Annotated in this window: 20 protein-coding genes; 16 read left to right on the top strand and 4 right to left on the bottom strand. The window is 69.9% G+C overall.

Annotated features, from left to right (window positions below):
• Window positions 1–2: 2 nt before the first annotated feature.
• The gene (locus QMG86_RS07410; protein WP_281878495.1) at window positions 3–164 is read right to left on the bottom strand and encodes a hypothetical protein; all 162 of its coding nucleotides are present in this window, start codon (window positions 162–164) and stop codon (window positions 3–5) included.
• Window positions 165–532: 368 nt separating this feature from the next.
• A complete protein-coding gene (locus QMG86_RS07415; RefSeq protein WP_281878496.1) occupies window positions 533–1,450 on the bottom strand; it encodes an NmrA family NAD(P)-binding protein in 918 nt (305 codons plus the stop codon).
• A gap of 169 nt (window positions 1,451–1,619) precedes the next feature.
• Here QMG86_RS07415 and QMG86_RS07420 point away from each other — a divergent pair, with 169 nt between their 5' ends.
• Window positions 1,620–2,330, top strand: coding sequence for a TetR/AcrR family transcriptional regulator (locus tag QMG86_RS07420; RefSeq protein ID WP_281878498.1), 711 nt, complete (start codon window positions 1,620–1,622; stop codon window positions 2,328–2,330).
• A gap of 118 nt (window positions 2,331–2,448) precedes the next feature.
• On the opposite strand, the gene QMG86_RS07425 is transcribed toward QMG86_RS07420, so the two are convergent.
• Entirely contained in the window at window positions 2,449–2,838 is a 390-nt protein-coding gene (locus QMG86_RS07425) for a DUF2237 family protein (RefSeq protein ID WP_040836797.1), read from the bottom strand.
• Window positions 2,839–3,031: 193 nt separating this feature from the next.
• On the opposite strand from QMG86_RS07425, the gene ftsY reads away from it, so the two are divergent.
• From ftsY to trmD, 13 genes are all read left to right on the top strand, one after another.
• Window positions 3,032–4,525 carry a signal recognition particle-docking protein FtsY gene (ftsY, locus tag QMG86_RS07430; protein ID WP_434086161.1) on the top strand — a complete coding sequence of 498 codons (1,494 nt, stop codon included), beginning with the start codon at window positions 3,032–3,034 and terminating at the stop codon, window positions 4,523–4,525.
• A 339-nt stretch (window positions 4,526–4,864) separates the two neighbouring features.
• Window positions 4,865–6,244, top strand: a complete 1,380-nt coding sequence (locus QMG86_RS07435; protein ID WP_281878500.1) for an ammonium transporter — start codon at window positions 4,865–4,867, stop codon at window positions 6,242–6,244.
• A 5-nt stretch (window positions 6,245–6,249) separates the two neighbouring features.
• Window positions 6,250–6,588, top strand: a complete 339-nt coding sequence (locus QMG86_RS07440) for a P-II family nitrogen regulator (protein ID WP_159838907.1) — start codon at window positions 6,250–6,252, stop codon at window positions 6,586–6,588.
• A gap of 144 nt (window positions 6,589–6,732) precedes the next feature.
• Window positions 6,733–9,147: a [protein-PII] uridylyltransferase gene (locus QMG86_RS07445; RefSeq protein WP_281880824.1), complete on the top strand. Its 2,415-nt coding sequence runs from the start codon at window positions 6,733–6,735 to the stop codon at window positions 9,145–9,147.
• Window positions 9,148–9,268: 121 nt separating this feature from the next.
• A complete protein-coding gene (locus QMG86_RS07450; RefSeq protein WP_236566590.1) occupies window positions 9,269–9,583 on the top strand; it encodes a hypothetical protein in 315 nt (104 codons plus the stop codon).
• A gap of 104 nt (window positions 9,584–9,687) precedes the next feature.
• Window positions 9,688–11,241 (top strand): signal recognition particle protein, encoded by a 1,554-nt coding sequence (ffh, locus tag QMG86_RS07455; protein WP_281878501.1) that lies wholly within the window; start codon window positions 9,688–9,690, stop codon window positions 11,239–11,241.
• A 184-nt stretch (window positions 11,242–11,425) separates the two neighbouring features.
• Window positions 11,426–12,520 carry an amidohydrolase family protein gene (locus QMG86_RS07460; RefSeq protein ID WP_281878502.1) on the top strand — a complete coding sequence of 365 codons (1,095 nt, stop codon included), beginning with the start codon at window positions 11,426–11,428 and terminating at the stop codon, window positions 12,518–12,520.
• A 54-nt stretch (window positions 12,521–12,574) separates the two neighbouring features.
• Window positions 12,575–13,558: an LLM class F420-dependent oxidoreductase gene (locus tag QMG86_RS07465; protein WP_281878504.1), complete on the top strand. Its 984-nt coding sequence runs from the start codon at window positions 12,575–12,577 to the stop codon at window positions 13,556–13,558.
• A 49-nt stretch (window positions 13,559–13,607) separates the two neighbouring features.
• Entirely contained in the window at window positions 13,608–14,345 is a 738-nt protein-coding gene (locus tag QMG86_RS07470) for a class I SAM-dependent methyltransferase (RefSeq protein ID WP_281878506.1), read from the top strand.
• 228 nt (window positions 14,346–14,573) lie between these two features.
• Entirely contained in the window at window positions 14,574–15,005 is a 432-nt protein-coding gene (gene rpsP, locus QMG86_RS07475) for a 30S ribosomal protein S16 (RefSeq protein ID WP_281878507.1), read from the top strand.
• Between the two features lie 64 nt (window positions 15,006–15,069).
• Window positions 15,070–15,312 (top strand): RNA-binding protein, encoded by a 243-nt coding sequence (locus QMG86_RS07480; RefSeq protein ID WP_011210690.1) that lies wholly within the window; start codon window positions 15,070–15,072, stop codon window positions 15,310–15,312.
• Window positions 15,313–15,837: a ribosome maturation factor RimM gene (gene rimM / locus QMG86_RS07485; RefSeq protein WP_281878509.1), complete on the top strand. Its 525-nt coding sequence runs from the start codon at window positions 15,313–15,315 to the stop codon at window positions 15,835–15,837.
• A gap of 73 nt (window positions 15,838–15,910) precedes the next feature.
• A complete protein-coding gene (gene trmD, locus QMG86_RS07490; protein WP_159838754.1) occupies window positions 15,911–16,615 on the top strand; it encodes a tRNA (guanosine(37)-N1)-methyltransferase TrmD in 705 nt (234 codons plus the stop codon).
• 325 nt (window positions 16,616–16,940) lie between these two features.
• On the opposite strand, the gene QMG86_RS07495 is transcribed toward trmD, so the two are convergent.
• Window positions 16,941–17,792 carry a helix-turn-helix transcriptional regulator gene (locus tag QMG86_RS07495; RefSeq protein WP_281878510.1) on the bottom strand — a complete coding sequence of 284 codons (852 nt, stop codon included), beginning with the start codon at window positions 17,790–17,792 and terminating at the stop codon, window positions 16,941–16,943.
• 99 nt (window positions 17,793–17,891) lie between these two features.
• Here QMG86_RS07495 and QMG86_RS07500 point away from each other — a divergent pair, with 99 nt between their 5' ends.
• Both QMG86_RS07500 and QMG86_RS07505 read left to right on the top strand, forming a co-directional pair.
• Window positions 17,892–19,526, top strand: coding sequence for an AMP-binding protein (locus tag QMG86_RS07500; RefSeq protein ID WP_281878511.1), 1,635 nt, complete (start codon window positions 17,892–17,894; stop codon window positions 19,524–19,526).
• Window positions 19,523–21,163: an AMP-binding protein gene (locus QMG86_RS07505; RefSeq protein ID WP_281878512.1), complete on the top strand. Its 1,641-nt coding sequence runs from the start codon at window positions 19,523–19,525 to the stop codon at window positions 21,161–21,163. Before QMG86_RS07500 ends, QMG86_RS07505 begins: the two co-directional genes overlap by 4 nt.
• Window positions 21,164–21,196 lie beyond the last annotated feature (33 nt).

A 21,196-nucleotide genomic window follows, 5' to 3' on the forward strand; every position in this document is an offset into this window, starting at 1 on the left:
GGTCATCCGCGGCGTCCGGGGAGGGTGACGGTGCCGGAGTCCAGATCGACCAGCGGATCGTCGCCCGAGATGCGATCGTCGACTTTCGCGATCGCCACCCACTCCTTGCGCTCGTGGATGTGCTTGCGCGACGGCCCGAATATCTCGTCGACTTCGGCGCCCACCGGGTCACGGTGGGCTCGTCTGCGCAGGCGTACCACTATGCCGAGGGTACGCCGCGCCCGCCGCACCACAACGCGACGACGCGGTACCCCGGATGGCCGGCTCGCCACGCGGCGAGCGCGCGTAGCTCGATCAGCTCGGTGAGCAGGCTGATGCGATATCGAGCGGACCTCGTACGCACCAGCCTTCGGCGCCGCCCACCCGGCTCCCACACGGCCTCGGTCGGCCGATCGTCTCCGCCGCGAAGCCCAGCGGCCACGGCGGCCGGCCGGATAGGCATCCCCGCTCACCCGGCCGGATTCACGGGCGACAGCTGCCCGCCACCGTCAACGCGCCCAGGCGGCGTCGGGCCGTGACCGGCCGACGCCGGTCACCGTCCAGCGCCCGCCTTCTCGCTGTCCAGCAGCGCTTTGATCTGCGCCGCACCGGTTTCCGCCAGCCAGGCGTCGAAGGTCCGCAGTCCGGGATGGATCCGGCGGATCTCGTCGACGTCGGCCCTCCATCCGCCGGTGTGCCGCATCAAGCGCCAGGTGTTGCCGATCTCCGCACCGATGGCGTCCGCCTCGGCTTCGGAGACCTCGTGATAGCGGACGGGGTGGCCGGTCGCCGCACTGATCGCCGCGGCGGCCGCGGGCGGAGCCAGTACGTCGCCCGCGAGTTCCAGGACGCGGCCGTGGAATCCGTCTGGATCGGCGAACGCCAGAGCGGCGATGTCGCCGATGTCCGCGAGCGCGATGACCTTCATCGGGCCTTCGGCGGGAAACAGGTGCCGGTGCACGCCGTCGAAGATGCCGTCGACGGGCGACGTACGCAGCAGGTAGTTCTCCATGAAGCGCACAGGGCGCAGCAGCGTGTAGCGGATGCCTGCGGCGACGATAGCCTCTTCGATGCGCTGCTTTCCGGTCGTGCCCCAGGATGTGTTGTCGCCCATCGACGCGATGCCGGTGAACACGATCTGCCGCACACCGGCGTCGAGCGCCGCGCGCACGATCGCCTGTCCGCGTGCGGCTTCCAGGTCGACGTCCCAGCCCTGTGCACGGTAGGCCGCGGGCGGGACCAGGAACAGCCCGGTGGCACCGGCCAGCGCCGCGGGCAAGGTTTCCGGCGAATCGAAATCGCCGACGACGAGTTCCGCACCGGCCGCGGCCAACTCGCGTGCGGCCGGCGCGTGCGCGTCGCGGACCAGCGCGCGCACCGCCCTGCCGTCCGCCAGCAGCTTGCGGGCGGTTACGCCGCCCTGTTTGCCGGTGGCGCCGGTGACCAGGATGAGGGTGTGCTGAAAGGACATGCTTCGCCTTCTCTGCTCGATAGAATCGGGTTGGGTAACCCGGATTCGGACGATACGGGTGCCGCGACCCGATCCACTAGGGAACTTGTCGGAAGGCCGTAACGAAATGACCGCATCGCTCGCTCCCGCCGCGACGTCGCGCGCGGACGCCCGGCGCAATCGAGCCCGCGTGCTCGCGGCCGCGCAGCGCGCCTTCGCCGAGCAGGGCGCCTCGGTGTCACTGGCCGAAGTCGCCCGCAGAGCCGGTGTCGGGGCGGGCACGGTCTACCGGCACTTCCCGACCAAGGCCGATCTGCTGGAAGCCGTTATGCAGCAGCGCATCGACGGGCTGGCGCGGCTTGCCGCCGAGCACGTCGGCGCACCGGACGCCGGGGCCGCCTTCTTCGACTTCTGCGCCACCGTGATCGCCACCACGCCCGGCAACCAGGCCTTGTGCGACTTGGTTCAATCCGACGACGGCTGGCCGCGGGCGCTCTTGCAGAGCGCGGGTGTGCGGTTTCACCGCGCACTGGACGTGCTGCTGCTAGCCGCTCAGCGGCAGGGCGCCGTCCGCGCCGACATCGGGATCGATGACGTGCTCGCGATCTTCACCGGATGTGTTGCGATTCAACAGCTTCGGAAGACCCGGGGCGGCGTCGACCGTACCGCCGCGATCGTGCTCGACGCGCTGCGGGCAGGGCCGGGTGCGGCGATCGTAACGGAACGCGCGAGCGTGGACGAGAGTCGTAACGAAACGACCGAACATAACGAAAACGGGGGCGCGGATTGTCCGGTGTGTCACGCACCGGTGCCCCGCGCCGGGATCGGGCGCAGGGCGAAATACTGCTCGGCGGCATGCCGTCAGAAGGCGCACCGTCGACGTGTCGCGGCGGCGCGCTAGCGGCACTGGCGCAATTGCGCCATGTGGTGCGCTGTTGAGACATGACGCCGATCGCAGAGCGAGGGCAGTGCCTGTCGGCCGCTCCCGCGGCGGCCGATGGGGGAGTGCTAGCGGCGAGTCAGAGCAGATCGCTGACGTCGTCGGGCACGTCGACGGCGTACTTGCGCAGGATGTCCATCGAGATCACTTCCAGGGCGTTCTCATGCGTGGCGGCCAGGATCACGGGGGCGGCGACGCCGTCCTCGTGCGCGTGCAGCCATCGCACGGCCACCACGCACCATCGGTCGCCCGGCTGGAGACCGGGAAAATTGTTCTCTGGGCGCGGCGTGCTCAAATCGTTTCCGATGGACGCCTGATGTTCCAGGAATTCTGCCGTGACGACGGTGCACACGGTGTGGCTGCCCAGATCCTCCGGCCCGGTACTGCAGCAGCCGTCCCGGTAGAAGCCGGTGAGAGGATCGGTGCCGCACTCTTCCAGCGGCCCCCCAAGCACGTTTCGATCGGTCACGTCGCCGATCCTATTGTCCCTTCGCGAGAAGTTCCGCAGGACAAGAAATCTGGAGGGCTGTGTCGGTGCCCGCCCGGGCATGTCCACGGCCCGGGACCTGCGGTGTTCGCCGGACTCGTGCGGCTTGCCGGGGGCGGCGACTCGCGCACCCGGTGCGGCTCGGGGCCGGGTACGTGACGAGCGGTCTGCAAGGATGGTTCGCGTGAGTCCCGAAGTCTGGATCCTGATCGCCGCGGTCGCCGCACTGCTGCTCGTCGTGCTCGTCGCCGGTTTCGTCCGGTACAAGCGCGGCCGCGTGTCGCTGACTCCGCCCACGCAGGACAAGGAGGTGACCGATCGGTCCGGTGGTTACACCGCGTCCGGCGGATTCGCCTTCAGCCGGGGCGGCACGGCGACCGAACCGCAACCGGTCGAGCGCACCGATACCGAAGGACAGCCGCACGTCGGCGACGACGCGGCGATCCCGCGCGACGCGCCCAGACGCGGCATCACCAACGTTCCGTTGCCGGACGCGGACGTCGCCGAGGCGCCGCCGGCCGCCGGGGCCGCGCCGGTCGAACCCGAGACGGCACCCCCCGCCACCGATGCGGTGGCGCCGCCGGAGGGTCCGGTCGCCGACAGCGCGCCCGGCACGGCGGACGAGACCGAGGCCGCGGACACGGCCGCCGAGCCGGTCACCGCGGGCCCGGACACCGCAGCGGCCACCGACCTGGTCGCTCCCGACACGCCCGCGGGCGTCGAGGCGCCCGCCGCGCTGGAGGAGATCGAACCCACGGCCGGCCGCCTGGTCCGGTTGCGCGGACGCCTGTCCCGCTCGCAGAACGCGGTCGGCAAGAGCCTGCTCGGCCTGCTCGGTGGCGGTGACCTCGACGAGGACTCCTGGGAGGAGGTCGAGGACACCCTCGTGCTGGCCGACCTCGGCACCGCCAGCACCACGGCGGTCGTCGCACGGCTGCGTTCGGAGATGGCGGCGCGCAGTGTGCGCACCGCCGACGAGGCCCGTGCGGTGCTGCGCGACGTGCTGATCGAGCAGCTGCGACCGGAGCTGGACCGCTCGGTGCGCGCGCTGCCGCACCCGGACCACCCCTCGATCCTGCTGGTGGTCGGCGTGAACGGCACCGGTAAGACCACCACCACCGGCAAGCTGGCGCGCGTGCTCGTCGCCGACGGCCGCCGCGTGCTGCTCGGCGCGGCCGACACCTTCCGCGCCGCGGCCGCCGACCAGTTGCAGACCTGGGGCGAGCGGGTCGGCGCCGACACCGTCCGCGGCCGCGAAGGCGCCGATCCCGCCGCGGTCGCGTTCGACGCGGTGGCGGCGGGCATCGAGCGCGGCGTGGACGCGGTGCTCATCGACACCGCCGGGCGGCTGCACACCAAGACGGGACTGATGGACGAGCTGGGCAAGGTCAAGCGCGTGGTGGAGAAGAAGGCCGCCGTCGACGAGGTCCTGCTCGTGCTGGACGCGACCGTCGGGCAGAACGGGCTGACCCAGGCCAGGGTGTTCGCCGAAGTGGTCGACATCACCGGCGTCGTGCTGACCAAGCTGGACGGCACGGCCAAGGGCGGCATCGTCTTCCAGGTCCAGCACGAACTGGGCGTGCCGGTGAAGCTGGTCGGGCTCGGCGAGGGCGCCGACGACCTGGCTCCGTTCGAGCCCGCCGCGTTCGTGGACGCACTGCTGGGCTGAGTCTTCCCGCTCGCAGGCTCCTTCGAAAGGGACTGCGGCCCGCGCTGTTCCGGTCGGCGGGCCGCGGTCCATCCCGGGCCCCGGGAATGCGAGGGCGGTCACACCCCGGATGTTTGCCGAGTCCTCCTCCGCGATAACGAATGTCCGATTCCCGGACGACTACCTCACAGCGCCGGAAAACGCCTGGTGTACGTGACGAAACGTAGTGGCAACACAGCTGCGCCATCCGTTCACGTAGGTGAAACACGTCAGCTCTACGGATGAAACACCGAGTAAGGACCCTTCTGTTCAGGTCCATTTGCCGGAATCGGCGGGGCCCGAGATGAGGAGGACATTAAAGTGGCGTTTCCACTTACCGGTGCACCGGATACCGGTGACACCGCATGGATGCTGGCGAGCTCGGCGCTGGTGTTGCTGATGACGCCGGGCCTGGCTTTCTTCTACGGCGGCATGGTCCGGTCGAAGAACGTGCTCAACATGATCATGATGAGCATCAGCGCCATGGGCCTGGTCGGCGTGCTGTGGTCGCTGTACGGATACTCGACGGCCTTCGGTGACAACAAGTTCGGCCTGATCGGTGACCCGACGCAGTTCTTCGGCCTGAAGGGCCTGATCGGCGGCAACTCCGTCGCCGAGGTCAAGGACGCGGCGGGCGCGGTCACCACCGAAGCGGTGAACATCCCGCTCGCGGGCACGATTCCGGCGACCGTCTTCGTCGCCTTCCAGCTGATGTTCGCCATCATCACGGTTGCCCTCATCTCGGGCGCGGTCGCCGACCGCTTGAAGTTCGGCGCGTGGCTGCTCTTCGCGGGCATCTGGTCCACGGTGGTCTACTTCCCGGTCGCGCACTGGGTGTTCGACTTCGACGTGAAGGACGCCGACGGCAACGTCGTGCACGAGGGCGGCTGGATCGCCAACAAACTGCTCGCTGTCGACTTCGCGGGCGGCACGGCGGTGCACATCAACGCCGGTGCGGCCGGTCTGGCCCTGGTGCTGGTGCTCGGCAAGCGCAAGGGCTGGCCGACGACGCCGTTCCGCCCGCACAACCTGCCGTTCGTGATGCTCGGCGCCGGTCTGCTGTGGTTCGGCTGGTTCGGCTTCAACGCAGGTTCCGCGGTGACCTCCGGTGGCCTCGCCGGTTCCACCTTCGTCACCACCACCATCGCGACCTGCGCCGCGATGCTGGCCTGGCTGCTGGTGGAGAAGATCCGCGACGGCAAGCCCACCTCGCTGGGCGCTGCCTCGGGCATCGTGGCGGGTCTGGTCGCCATCACCCCGTCCTGTTCCTCGGTGAACGTGCTCGGCGCGCTCGCCATCGGCGTCGTCGCCGGCGCGCTGTGCGCCCTCGCGGTCGGCCTGAAGTTCAAGTTCGGCTTCGACGACTCGCTCGACGTGGTCGGCGTGCACTTGGTCGGCGGCATCGTCGGCACCCTGATGGTCGGTTTCGTCGCGGCGCCCGAGGCGGGTGCGGCCAAGACCGGTCTGTTCTACGGCGGCGGAGTCGATCAGCTGTGGCGGCAGGCGGTGGGCGCCGGTGTGGTACTTGCGTTCTCCTTCATCGCGACGCTGATCATTGCCTATATCGTGAAGTTCACCATTGGGCTGCGCGTGAGCGAGGAAGCAGAGTCGGTGGGCTTGGACGAGTCCGAGCACGCGGAAACCGCCTACGACTTCGCCGCTCTGGGTAGCACGGCACGTTCGGCCGTCAAGGAGGCATGACGAACATGAAACTGATCACCGCAATCGTCAAACCGTTCACGCTCGAGGACGTCAAGTCCGGGCTCGAGCAGGCGGGTGTGTTGGGCATGACCGTCAGCGAGGTCCAAGGGTACGGCCGGCAGAAGGGCCACACCGAGGTGTACCGCGGCGCGGAGTACTCCGTCGATTTCGTGCCGAAGGTCCGCGTCGAGGTCGTCGTGGACGACGCCTCCGTCGAGAAGGTCGTGGAGGTGATCGTGGAGGCCTCCCGCACCGGCAAGATCGGCGACGGCAAGGTCTGGGTCACTCCGGTGGAGTCCATCATCCGGGTGCGGACCGGCGAACGCGGCACCGACGCGCTGTAGCGGAAAACGAGTCGAGCGGCGGCCCCGCTCCCGCCGGACCTCCCGGTCGGGGCGGGGCCGCGCGCATGAAATGGGCGGTGGGTTGTGGGTAGTCAGTACCAGCACGACGGTGATCCGAAGGTCACCGGAGAAGGCAACGGCAAGGTGTCCAACGGCGCGGCCGACCTGGTCCGTGCGCGAACCCAATTGCTCGACGGCGGCCAGCCGCGCAATCCCCGGCTCGACGCCGAGTCGTTGCGCCAGGCCCTGGTCGACCTCTACGAACTGTGGCTCACCAGCAAGGGCGCCGAGCTGGGCATCGCTCCCGACAGTGGCTTGGCCGTGGTGGCCGTCGGCGGTCTCGGCCGCGGCGAGATGCTGCCGTTCTCCGATCTGGATCTGGTGCTGCTGCACGACGACGTCGACCCGGCCCGGGTGGCCGAGGTCGCCGACCAGCTGTGGTACCCGCTGTGGGACGCCCACATCAAACTCGACCACAGTGTGCGGACCGTTCCGCAGGCGCTGCGGGTGGCCTCGGACGATCTCATCGCCGCGCTGGGCATGCTCGAGGCCAGGCACATCATCGGCGACCAGGAATTGAGCAACCTGCTGATCGGCGGGGTGCGCCGGGAGTGGCGCACCGGCATCCGCTCCCGGTTCGATGAGCTCATCGCCCAGGCCCAGGCCAGATGGGAGCGCAACGGCGAGATCGCGCACCGCGCCGAGCCCGATCTGAAGAACGGGCGCGGCGGGCTGCGCGACATCCAGCTGCTCGACGCGCTGGCCATCGCCCAGCTGACCGACGCGATGCCGGGACTGGGCCCGGACGTGCCGGGCGGCGGATTGAAGCAGGCGCATCGGCGCCTGCTCGACGTGCGCACCGAACTGCACCGCGTGGCGGGCCGGGCCCGCGACCAACTGCGGGCGCAGGACGCCGACGAGATCGGCGCGGCCCTGCGCATCGGCGATCGGTTCGATCTGGCGCGCACCCTGAGCGATTCGGCCCGGACGGTCAGTTACTCCGTGGACGTCGGACTGCGCACCGCGGCCAACGCGCTGCCCCGCCGGGGATTGGCGCGCCTGCGCCGGATGCCGGTACGCAGGCCGCTGGACGAGGGGGTCGTCGAGCACGCGGGCGAAGTCGTGCTGGCCAGGGACGCCCGCCCGCAGCGCGACCCAGGACTGATCCTGCGCGTGGCGGCCGCGTCGGCGCAGACCGGTCTGCCCATGTCGGCCACCACCTTGAACCGGCTATCGGAGGACGCCCCCGAACTACGCGAGCCGTGGCCCAAAGATGCCCTCAACGACCTGCTGGTGCTGTTGGGCGCGGGCCGCGGCACCATCGACGCGATCGAGGCGCTCGATCGCACGGGCTTGTGGGGCAGGCTGCTGCCGGAGTGGGGCGCCGTGCGCGATCTGCCGCCGCGCGACGTCCAGCACATCTGGACCGTCGACCGCCATCTCATGGAGACCGTCGCCTACGCGGGCGGGCTGAGCACCCGGGTGGCGCGCCCGGACCTGCTCGCCCTGGGCGCGCTGCTGCACGACATAGGCAAGGGCCGCGCGGGCGATCACAGCGCGGTCGGCGCGGAACTGGCCACCCACATCGGCCGCCGCCTCGGTCTGTGGCCGTCGGACGTCCGCACCCTCAGCGCGGTCGTGCGTCATCACCTGCTGCTGCCGGAAACCGCGACCCGGCGCGATCTGTCCGATCCGGAAACGGTGCGGTACGTCGTCGACGCGCTCGACGGTGATCCGCAACTGCTGGAACTGCTGCACACCCTGGCGGAGGCGGATTCGCAGGCGACCGGTCCCGGCGTGTGGGGCGATTGGAAGGCGTCGCTGATCGGCGAACTGGTCCGGCGCTGCCGGTTGGTCATGGCGGGCGACCAGCTGCCGACGCCGGAGCCGATCGCACCGGACTTGATCGAGCGGGCCCGGGCGGGCGGGGTGCACGTCGATCTGAAGCCAGGGGAGAGCAAGCACACCTATGTCGTCACCGTCATCGCGCCCGACAGCTCCGGGCTGCTCTCCGACGCCGCGGGCGTGCTGGCGCTGCATTCGCTGCGCGTGCTGTCGGCCGCGCTCGGCGTCGAAGGCTCCTCCGCGGTGGACACTTTCGTCGTCGCGCCCAAGTTCGGCGATCCGCCGGATCCGGGACTGCTGCGCCAGGAACTGATCCGCGCCACGGCCGGGGACCTGGACGTCTCCGCGGCGCTGGCCAAACGCGAGCGCGAGGCGAGCACCATCGGCCGCAGCCGCTACGCGCAGGCGCAGCCCCGCCTGATCTGGTCGGACACCTCGGTGCCCGGTCAGGTGATCCTGGAATTGCGCGCTGAGGACCGGGTCGGCTTGCTCAGCCGCCTCGCCGCGGAGCTGGCCGAGTGCGGAGCCGATGTCCGCTGGGCCAAGGTGGTCACGATGGGCTCGGCCGTGGTCGACAGCTTCTGCTTGGATCTGGGCCCCGAGGACGGTCCCGCGCGCCGGGAAACGATCGAGAAAGCGCTTCTGGCGGTGGTTCCCAGAACTGCGCCGAAGCCTCCTCCGGAAGGTCTCGCGAATGCCGAAAAAGGCATTTAGCAGCAGATTTATCCGGTGATCAATCCGTTGCGAGATATTTGCTGCATCCGAACTCCCGCCTCGTGACCCGCCCCTACGATCTAGATCGTCTGGCTATCGCGAGCACGAGGGGAGCAGGTCGGTGGCAATTGAAGTCGTTTCGGCGTCCACGATGACGAGTGACGAGACCACGCACATGGCACGCTGCGTCGGCGGCGACCGCTGGGTGGTCTCCTGGCTTCCGGGTCGCACCCTGACCGGGCGACAGGCGGTGACCGCGATGACGATCGCCTCGACCGTCGCCACCTCGCCCATCCCGAGCACGGCGGAGTGGGCCGTCCTCGACGGCCTGGCCCTGCAGCTGGGCCTGACCGCCAACGAGGCGGTCTTCATGGTGGCCGAGGAGAATCACGACTACCGCAAAACGGCCAAGCCGCGCCGTCGCGTGCTCGACTAGCGGCCTCGCTCCGCGCGGAAGGACGCACCGCCTGCGCGAACATGCGGGCGATCCCATTACCCTGGGAGAGAATGTGACGTCCCCCGAGATCAGGAGCGCGATCGGTGTTCGAATCCCTGTCCGACCGGCTTACCGGTGCCCTCAAGGATCTGCGCGGTAAGGGGCGTCTGTCACCGGCCGACATCGACGCCACCTGCCGCGAGATCCGCCTGGCCCTGCTGGAGGCCGACGTCGCGCTGCCCGTGGTCCGCGGATTCATCGGGCGGATCAAGGAGCGCGCCAAGGGCGCCGAGGTCAGCGCGGCGCTGAACCCGGCGCAGCAGGTCGTGAAGATCGTCAACGAGGAACTGATCGGCATCCTCGGCGGCGAGACCAGGCGGCTGAACCTGGCCAAGAACCCGCCGACCGTGGTCATGCTGGCCGGTCTGCAGGGTTCCGGTAAGACCACGCTCGCGGGCAAGCTGGCGAAACTGCTGAAGGGGCAAGGCCACCAGCCACTGCTGGTGGCGTGTGACCTGCAGCGTCCCGGCGCCGTCACCCAGCTGCAAGTGGTCGGCGAGCGTGCGGGCGTACCCGTCTACGCGCCGCACCCCGGCACGTCCGTCGGCGGCGGGGAGAACCCGCTGGGCATCTCGGCCGCCGATCCGGTGAACGTGGCGCGCGGCGGCGTCGAGGAGGCTCGGCAGAAGCAGTACGACGTCGTCATCGTCGACACCGCGGGCCGTCTCGGTATCGACGAGGAGCTGATGCGCCAGGCGGCGGGCATCCGCGACGCCGTGCAACCGGACGAGACTCTGTTCGTCCTCGACGCGATGATCGGCCAGGACGCGGTCAACACCGCCGAGGCGTTCCGCGACGGCGTCGGCTTCACCGGCGTCGTGCTCACCAAACTCGACGGCGACGCCCGCGGCGGTGCGGCGCTGAGTGTCCGCGAGGTCACCGGTGTGCCGATCCTGTTCGCCTCGACCGGTGAGAAGCTCGAGGACTTCGACGTCTTCCACCCGGATCGCATGGCCAGCCGCATCCTCGGCATGGGTGACGTGCTCACCCTGATCGAGCAGGCCGAACAGGTCTACGACGCCAAGCAGGCCGAGGAGGCCGCCCGTAAGATCGGCAGCGGCGAGCTGACGCTCGAGGACTTCCTCGACCAGATGCTGGCCATCCGCAAGATGGGCCCGATCGGCAACCTGCTCGGCATGCTGCCGGGCGCCGGTCAGATGAAGGACGTGCTCGCCCAGGTCGACGACAAGCAGCTCGACCGCGTGCAGGCGATCATCCGCGGCATGACCCCGGCCGAACGGGCCAACCCGAAGATCATCAACGCCTCGCGCCGCCTGCGCATCGCCAACGGTTCCGGAGTCCAGGTCTCCGAGGTCAACCAGCTCGTCGACCGCTTCTTCGAGGCCAAGAAGATGATGGCGATGATGGGCCGCCAGATGGGCCTGCCCGGCTCCCGCCGCGGCAACGCGAAGAAGGGCAAGAAGGGCAAGAAGGGCGGTCGTGGCCCCACGCCGCCGAAGGTACGCGGCGGCTTCCCGGGGATGGGCGGCATGCCCGCCGGGATGCCCGACCTGTCCAACATGCCCGCCGGTCTCGACCAGCTGCCGCCCGGGTTGGAAGGATTCGACCTCAGCAAGCTGAAGTTCCCGAAGAAGTAGGACACTCGCGCCGCCCGCGCTCTTCGTGGGCGGCGCCGGTCCGTGTCGCGCCGCGCTCTGCTTCGCGGCTCGGTCATGCGGCGCGCGCGGGAAAGCCGGACGGCCTTCGCGGCCGAGCCTCACTCGGAGGACCGATCGGGGAATCGGACAGTAGGTTGGAGGCCGACGAGTTCAGGAGGTCACTGTGCATCTACGCGGTGTGGTTCTGCCCGAAGGCGAGGTGCGCGACCTCTGGGTGCGCGACGGCCTGGTGTCGTTCGAGCCGGTGCCCGGAGCCGAAACGCTCTGCGACTCGGGGTGGATCGTGCCGGGATTGGTCGACGCCCACTGCCACGTCGGGATCCGGTACGGCGGGGGTCATGAGGACCGAGCGGGCGCGATCGCGCAGGCCGAGACCGAACGCGACGCCGGGGCCCTGCTGCTGCGCGACGCGGGCTCGCCCATCGACACCCGGTTCATCGATGACCACGAGGAACTGCCCCGAATCATCCGCGCGGGCCGCCACATCGCCCGCCCGAAGCGCTACATCCGCGAACTGGGCATCGAACTCGACGACGAACGCGACCTGCCGGAGATCGTGGCCGAGCAGGCCCGCCGCGGCGACGGCTGGGTGAAGATCGTCGGCGATTGGATCGACCGCTCCGTCGGCGACCTGCGCCCGCTGTGGAGCGACGCGATCCTGAAAGAGGCCATCGACGCCGCGCATGCCAACGGCGCGCGGGTCACCGCGCACGTCTTCGGGGAGGACGCGCTACCCGGCCTGATCAACGCCGGTATCGATTGCCTGGAGCACGGCACCGGCCTCACCGACGAGACCATCGAGATGATGGTCGAACACGGCACCGCGCTGGTCCCCACCCTGGTGAACATCGACACCTTCCCGGGCATTGCCGACGGCGCAGGCAAGTTCCCGGTCTACGCCGCGCACATGCGCGAGTTGCACCGGCGGGTGCGCGGCACGGTCGCCGCCGCGCATGAAGCGGGCGTACCGATCTTCGCGGGCACCGACGCGGGCGGCTCCATCCGCCACGGGCGCATCGCCGACGAGATCGCAGCGCTCGCCGCCGCGGGCCTGTCCCGGCACGACGCGCTCGGCGCGGCCTCATGGAACGCACGCGACTGGCTTGGGCGCCCCGGCATCGAACCCGGCGCGCCCGCGGATTTCGTTGTCTACGAGCAGGATCCGCGCATTCACCCGGAAACGCTCGGTACGCCTTACGCCGTCGTCCTGCGCGGGCGGGTGTACGGCGAACGCGGTCCGGTCACCGGGCATCGATAACTCGTCACCCGGGCTCACCCGCGCGTTCGCGAACGGGGCGTAAGGTCGGATTCCGTGACGATTCGCCTCGGATATCAGATGCCCAACTTCAGCTACGGCAAGTCGGTGCGCGAGCTGTTCCCCACGGTTGTCGCGCAGGCCAGAGAGGCCGAAGCCGCCGGCTTCGACACGGCCTTCGTCATGGACCACTTCTATCAGCTGCCGGGCATCGGCACGCCCGACGAGCCGATGCTCGAGGCTTACACCACGCTCGGCGGCCTGGCCACGGCGACGGAGCGAATCCAGTTGTCGGCGTTGGTCACCGGCAACACCTATCGCAACCCGGCCATGCTCGCCAAGACCGTCACCACGCTCGACGTGGCCAGCGGCGGCCGCGCGGTGCTCGGCATCGGCGCGGGCTGGTTCGAACTCGAGCACCGCTCCCTCGGGTACGAATTCGGCACGTTCACCGACCGCTTCGAGCGGCTCGACGAGGCGCTGCACATCATCCAGCCGATGCTGCGCGGCGAGCGGCCCACCTTCGAGGGCAAGTGGTACCGGGTCGAGAACGCCATGAACGAGCCGCGCGTGCGCGACGACCTGCCGATCCTGCTCGGCGGCAGCGGCGAGAAGAAGACCTTCGGCCTGGCCGCCCGCTTCGCCGACCATCTCAACATCATCTGCAACGCCTCCGAACTGCCGCGCAAGATCGAGGCGCTGCGAGCACGCTGCGCCGAGGTCGGCCGGGATCCGCAAACTCTGGAGACCAGCTACCTGTGCTTCGTGATGATGGACGAGGACGGCGATCTGGTGCGCAAGCAGCAGCGCGATTACCTGAGCCGCATGGGTATCGACCTGTCGTCGCTCTCGGACGCGGAGCGCGCGCAGAGCCCGGCCGACCGTCAGTTCGTCGGCACCCCGGACGAAGTTGCCGAACAGCTGCGGACCCGCGTTCTCGACCACGGAGTCGATGGCCTGATCATCAACATGGTGTTCAACGGGCACGAGCGGGGCGCGGTCGAACTCGCCGGACGCACCTTTGCTCCGCTGGTGCGCTGACAAGCGCGAACCGGGCGCGAATGCCGTTGGCGCCGGATACAATCGGCCGATGATAGCCCCTCCGTGGCGCGCGTCGTACGGTGTCGACGCGCCGTCGGTGCTGCTGTTGCTGGGAGTTCTCGCGGTCGGGTATCTCGCCGCCGCCCTGGTGGTGGCGCTGTTCCAGCAACTGCGTCCGAGTCTGCTGCTCCTGCTGATCGGCGTCGTGCTGGCCGCGCAGTTCGCGTTGTTCCTGCACGCGACCCGACGGGGCAAGTTCCAGGTCTGGGCGGGCTTGCTCGACGACCTGGACCTGCGCGGCGACGAACGACTACTCGATATGGGGTGCGGCCGCGGGGCGGTGTTGCTGGCCGCGGCGCGCCGCCTGCCCGCCGGGCGCGCCGTGGGTCTGGACCTGTGGTGCTCGGCCGACAACTGCGGGAACACCCCGGCCACCGCCGAACAGAACGCGCTCGCCGAGAACGTCGCCGACCGGATCGAGCTGCGCACCGGCGACATGACCCGCATGCCGTTCCCGGACGACGTGTTCGACGTCGTCGTCTCCAGCCTGGCGATCCACAACATCCGGACCGCGGAGGGTCGCGCGGCGGCGGTCCGGGAGGCGTGCCGTGTGCTGCGTCCCGGCGGCAAATTGGTCATCGTCGACATCGGCAAGACCCGGGAATATCGCGCCGTCCTGGCGGCCGATGGCGCGACCGCCCTCACCCTGCGCCCGGTGGGGTGGCGGATGTGGTGGGGCGGCCCCTGGGTGCCCACGCGAGCGCTCACCGCCGTCGCTCCGGGGTAGTGCCGGAGGTGTTGTGGCGGGCGGGCGCCGGTTCGTGAACACGGGACGCGATTTCTGGCGTGATCGTCCGGTCTGGCACAATGGACCACCGTCCTTCCGGACAAGTGTCAGCCCGTCTCCGGTTCCGTACCGCGCGGCGGTCACACACTCGAAAGCGCAAAACCGGGCTCGCAGACCATGCGGGTCGCCGAATTGCGTCGTGACCAACCAACGAAAGGCAGATCAGCAGTGGCTGTTCGCATCAAGCTCACCCGCATGGGCAAGATCCGCAACCCGCAGTACCGCGTCGTCGTCGCCGACGCCCGCACCCGCCGCGACGGCCGGGCCATCGAGTCCATCGGCAAGTACCACCCGAAGGAAGAGCCCTCGCTGATCGAGATCGACTCCGAGCGCGCGCAGTACTGGCTTGGCGTGGGCGCGCAGCCGACCGAGCCGGTCCTGCAGCTGCTGAAGATCACCGGCGACTGGCAGAAGTTCAAGGGCATCGACGGCGCCGAGGGCACCCTGAAGGTCAAGCCGGCCAAGCCGTCGAAGCTGGACCTGTTCAACGCCGCGCTGGCCGCCGCCGACAACGAGCCGGTCGCCGAGGCCGTCACGCCCAAGAAGAAGGGCAAGAAGGACGCCGAAGATGGCGCCGAGTCCGCTGAGGCCGCCGAGTAATGTCCCCCGCCGCCCATGGACCGGCCCGGACGACGGGTGAGTCGCGTCTCGAGGTGATGGAGCAGTGAGCGCCGTCGTCGCCGATGCCGTCGAGCACTTGGTGCGCGGCATCGTCGCCAATCCCGATGACGTCCGCGTCGAGCTGATCACCGGCCGCCGCGGGCGCACCGTCGAGGTGCACGTTCATCCCGATGACCTGGGCAAAGTGATCGGCCGCGGCGGACGCACCGCGACCGCGCTGCGCACCCTCGTCGCCGGTATCGGCGGCCGGGGCATCCGGGTCGACGTGGTCGACACCGACCAGTAGATGGAACTCGTCGTCGGACGGGTCGCCAAGTCGCACGGTGTGCGCGGCGAACTCGTCGTCGAGGTGCGCACCGACGAGCCAGAGGCGCGTTTCGCGCCGGGCACCAGGTTGCGCGGCCGGCTGCCGCGAGCGGCGGAGGTCCGCGAATTCACCGTGGAGTCGGCCCGGGAGCACTCGGGCCGACTTCTGGTGTTCCTGGCCGGCGTGACCGACCGCACGGCGTCCGACGCGCTGCGCGGGATGCTGTTCGTGGTCGACAGCGCCGAGCTCCCGCCGTCCGAGGACCCGGACGAGTTCTACGACCACGAGTTGGAGGGGCTGGAGGTCCGGCTCGCCGACGGCACGGTGGTCGGATCCGTGCGCGAAGTGCTGCACTCCGCTGCCGGTGAGCTGCTCGAGGTGCGTGCCGCCGACGATGGGCGGGAGATCCTGATCCCGTTCGTCACCGCGATCGTGCCGACGGTGTCCCTCGCCGAGGGTGTGATCGTGATCGATCCGCCCGAGGGCCTGCTCGACCCGGAATGAGGCGGTGCGGAATTCGCTCCCGCGTCGCGCGCCCGGCCGGTGCGACGCGGCCCGGCGGCGAGAGGAGACAGGCATGAAACTCGACGTCGTCACGATCTTCCCGGAATACCTGGAGCCGCTGCGCACGGCGCTGCTCGGGAAGGCGATCGACAAGGGACTGATCTCGCTCACGGTGCACGACCTGCGCCGCTGGACGCATGACGTGCACAAGTCCGTCGACGACGCCCCCTACGGAGGTGGGCCGGGCATGGTCATGAAGCCGACCGTGTGGGGCGCCGCGCTCGACGAGGTCTGCCCCGACGACGCACTACTCGTGGTCCCCACCCCGGCCGGAGTGCCGTTCACGCAGTCGACCGCGCACCGCTGGGCCGCCGAGCGGCATCTGGTCTTCGCCTGCGGCCGCTACGAGGGCATCGACCAGCGCGTCTTCGATGACGCCGCCCGCCGCGTGCGGGTCGAGGAGGTCAGCATCGGCGACTACGTGCTGATCGGCGGCGAGGCAGCCGTACTGGTGATGACCGAGGCCGTGGTCCGGCTGCTGCCGGGCGTGCTCGGCAATCAGCAATCCCATCAAGAAGATTCGTTCTCCGACGGGCTGCTCGAAGGCCCCAGCTACACCCGCCCGGTCTCCTGGCGCGGCCTCGACGTCCCGCCGATCCTGCTGTCCGGTGACCACGCGAAAGTCGCGGCCTGGCGGCGGGAGCAATCCCTCGCCCGCACCCGCGAACGCCGCCCCGACCTGCTGGCGGCCCAGGACGAGGCCGGACCCGGGCGATAGACCGGATTCGCCTCGCTCCCAGCCCGAGGGCCACATATCGTCTCGTAGCCGTGCGGTGCGGCGCGCTGTCCCATCCGGCTCGCTTCGAGTTGGTTTCCGGCGCGCGGACGATCGACTCCTCCGAACTCGACGCGGCCGCCCATGCGGCGTAGGACGCGTTGGTCGACGTCGTCGCCCGATGCCAGACCGCGGGGGACCTTCCGGCTCCCGGCCTTGCGCAGGGCGCCGCCGATCCGGCCGCCTCGCCGCGAAGGGCGAGGCCGAGCCGACGCCGCCGACCTGCTCGCCTATCTCCGTCCGGCGTCGTGCCGGGGACCATCACGTCTCACGGCAGCAGGCCGTGGCGGCGGGCGGCCACCACCGCCTCGTGCCGGGAGTGGGCGTCGAGTTTGACCATCGCGTTGCGCAGATAGCTCTTCACGGTTTCCGGTCCGAGTGAAAGGCGTTGCGCCGCTTCCTGATTGGTGCAGCCCAGGGCGATCTGGGAGAGCACGTCGAGTTCGCGGCGGGACAGTTTCGGGCGATCGGGGTGCGGCTCGCCGGTGAGGACCCGGGTGAGTCGCTCGCACACCGCGTGCAGGCGTCCGCGCAAGCGGTCGTCGTCGGCCGAGCGCGCCATGTCGCGCAGTTCGGCGTGGATGTCGCGCAGTTCCTCGGTGATCGCCGGGGCCGCCGAAGGAGACGGCGCGGCCGCCTCCAGCATCCGCAGCCTGCGGTCGACCTCGTCGCGCACGGCGATCTCAGTGGCCAGGCGGCGACCGGCCTGGACGACGAGATCCGCGGTGCGGTCGCCCAGCGGGCTCGCCCCACGCGTCGCGGCGTAGAGCACCGCGCGGGAGCGGCGGTCCACCACCACGGGCACGGCCAGCACGGAGCGGATGCCCTCGCCCGCGACCGGCCCGTCGTAGTCGTGGGTGATCGAGGAGGCGCGGCGATAGTCCGAGACCGCGGCGGGCCGCCCGGAATCCATCACGCGGCCGCCCAGTCCCGAGGTCCGCACGACGGCCAGGCCGCGCAGGCCGTTGGTCAGCGTGCCGACGAATTCGGAGAGCAACAGCGCGTCGCCGTGCACCTCGCCACCGAACGCCACCGGCACGCCCGCGGTGCTCGCCACCCAGCGGATCTCGGCACGCAGAGCATCGCTGTCGCGCGGGCGCAGCAGAGCGGTGTGGGTCACGGGACTCACCCCTTTTCGGGGGTAGTGGGCGGCGGGATGTGACCCACATCCTATTGCACACCCGGGTTGCGCTGGATCACAGAACGAGGAGAACCGAAGATGGGCACCGATCCGAATCAGCGGGTGCGCGAACTGCTGGACTGTTACGACCGCGCCGACGCGTCGGCGGCGGACCTGCTGTGCGACCGGCACCCGGCCGACCGGGTCGCCTTCACGATCGTCGAGGCCGACCTGTCCTCGACCGACCTCACCTACGGCGAACTGCGCGAACGCTCCGCCCGGTTTGCCGCCGCGCTCGCCGGGCTCGGCGTCGAGCCCGGCGACCGAGTCGCCACGCTGATGGCGAAGTCGGCCGACCTGGTGGTGGCGTTGCTCGGCATCTGGCGGCGCGGCGCGGTGCACGTGCCGCTGTTCACCGCCTTCGCGCCGCCCGCCATCGCCCTGCGGTTGACCGCGAGCCGGGCATCGGTCGTCGTCGCCGATGCCGACCAGGCGCCGAAGCTGGCGCCCGGACCGGATCTGCCCGCCGACCCGCCTTGGCGGTTGATCGTCGTGGGCGCCGAGGTCCCGGCGAGCGCACTGCGGTTCGACGACCTGCTCGACGCCCACTCGGCCACCCACCCGCACGCCCGTCCGGTCACGGTCGGCGGCGACGGACTGCTGGTCCAGCTGTTCACCAGCGGAACCACGGGCACACCCAAGGGCGTCCCGATTCCGCTGCGCGCGCTCGCCTCGTTCCACGTCTATCAGGAATTCGCGCTGGACGTCCGGCCCGACGACGTCTTCTGGAACGCCGCCGACCCGGGTTGGGCATACGGCCTCTACTACGCCATCCTCGGCCCGCTGGCCACCGGTATCCGCAGCATCCTGCTGCACGCGGGTTTCTCCGCCCCGCTCACCTGGCAGGTGCTGGACACCTTCGGCGTCACGAACTTCGCCGCCGCCCCGACCGTCTATCGCGCGTTGCGCGCCGACAGCACCACGCCGCCCGTGCATTCCCGGCTGCGCCGCGCCTCCTCGGCTGGGGAGCCGCTGACGCCGGAGGTCGTCGCCTGGTCCGTCGAATATCTGGGTGTCGCGGTGCGCGACCACTACGGCCAGACCGAGCACGGCATGGTCATCTGCAACGCCTGGCACGAAGACCTCGACATCGAGACTCCCGCGGGATCGATGGGGCGCTCGTTGCCGGGCTGGACCTGCGCCGTGCTCGCCGACGACGCCGACATCGTCGCCCGGCCAGGGCAATTGGGGCGCGTCGCGATCGACACCGAACGCAGCCCGCTGCTGTGGTTCCTCGGCTACCTCGACGCCCCGGAACGTACCGCGCAGCGTTACACCGCAGACGGCCGCTGGTATCTGACCGGCGACGCGGGCTCGCAGGACGCCGACGGCTTCTTCCGTTTCTCCTCCCGCGACGACGACGTGATCATCATGGCGGGCTACCGCATCGGCCCGTTCGAAGTGGAGAGTGTGCTGGTGCTGCACGAGCAGGTCGCGGAGGCGGCCGTGGTCGGCATGCCGGACGAATTGCGCGGGGAAGTGCTCGAGGCGTTCGTCGTGCTGCGCGACGGCGCGGAAGGCGGTCCGGAGCTGGAAGCCGAGTTGCAGAGCCTGGTGAAGCGGAAGTTCGCCGCGCACGCCTATCCGCGCAAGGTCCACTTCGTGGACGGCCTGCCGAAGACGCCCAGCGGCAAGGTGCAGCGGTTCGTGCTGCGGCAGGGCGGTGCCCGATGACCTCGGCCGCCGCGCTGCCCCTCCCCAGTTACGCCTCCGGTATCTCGGACGTCCCCCTGCTCGGCGACACCATCGGCGGCAATCTCGATCGCACGGTGGCGGCGTTCCCGGATCGGGAAGCGCTGGTGGACCGGCCGAGCGGACGGCGCTGGACCTACCGTGCGCTCGGCGCCGCCGTCGACGCGCTGGCCTGTGGACTCGCCGGCCAGGGCATCGGCAAGGGCGACCGGGTCGGCATCTGGGCGCCGAACTGCGCGGAATGGTTCCTCGTGCAATACGCCACGGCGAAGATCGGCGCGATCCTGGTCAACATCAACCCCGCCTACCGCACCAGCGAACTGGAGTACGTGCTGCGCCAGGCGGGCGTGCGGATGCTCATCGCGGCCGAGCGGTTCAAGTCTTCGGACTACGTCGCGATGATCGAACAGGTCCGGCCGGATTGCCCGGCGCTGACCGAGGTGCTCGTGCTGGGCACGCCCGCGTGGGACGCGCTGACTCGCACCGCGATCGACGCCGATCGGCTCGCCACGCTGGGTGCGCGGCTGTCGGCCGACGACCCGATCAACATCCAGTACACCTCCGGCACAACGGGTTTCCCTAAGGGCGCCACGCTCAGCCATCACAACATCCTGAACAACGGATATTTCGTCGGCGAGTTGTGCGGATACACCGAACAGGACCGGATCTGCGTCCCGACGCCCTTCTATCACTGCTTCGGGATGGTCATGGGCAACCTCGCGAGCACCAGCCACGGTGCGGCCATCGTCATCCCGGCGCCGTCGTTCGATCCGAAGGCGACGCTGGCCGCGGTCGCGGCGGAGCGCTGCACCTCGCTCTACGGCGTGCCGACGATGTTCATCGACATGCTCGCCGAACTGGAAACGGCGGCTGTGGATCTGTCCACGCTGCGCACCGGGATCATGGCAGGCTCGCCGTGCCCGGTCGAGGTGATGAAGCGAGTGATCGGCCGGATGGGTATGCGCGAGGTGAGCATCTGCTACGGCATGACCGAGACGTCGCCGGTCAGCACCCAGACCCGGCGCGACGACGGCATCGACCGGCGCACCGCGACGGTCGGCCGGGTGGGGCCGCACCTGGAGGTCAAGATCGTCGATCCCGCAACCGGTCTCACGGTGCCGCGCGGCGAACCCGGTGAGCTGTGCACGCGTGGCTACTCGGTGATGCTCGGGTACTGGGACGATCCGGAGAAGACCGCCGAGGCCATCGATGCCGCCCGCTGGATGCACACCGGCGACATCGGCGTGATGGACGCCGAGGGCTACGTGGCCGTCACCGGCCGGATCAAGGACATGGTCATCCGCGGCGGTGAGAACATCTACCCCCGCGAGATCGAGGAATTCCTCTACACCCATCCCGACATCCTGGACGCGCAGGTGATCGGCGTACCGGACCCGAAGTACGGCGAGGAGCTGATGGCCTGGGTCCGGATGCGCGAGGGTGCAACGCCGTTGGACGCCGCAGCCGTGCGTGAGTTCGCCGCGGGCAAGCTGGCGCACTTCAAGATTCCTCGCTACGTGCACGTGGTCGAGGAATTCCCGATGACGGTCACCGGCAAGATCCGCAAGGCGGAGATGCGGGAGCTGTCCAGGCGGCTGCTCGGGCTCGGCGAGGGTTGAGGTGGCGGGGTTCACCTGGGCGTGGACCGCGTG

This window comes from Nocardia sputorum, from assembly GCF_027924405.1.
In the GTDB taxonomy this organism is placed as follows: Bacteria; Actinomycetota; Actinomycetes; order Mycobacteriales; family Mycobacteriaceae; genus Nocardia; species Nocardia sputorum.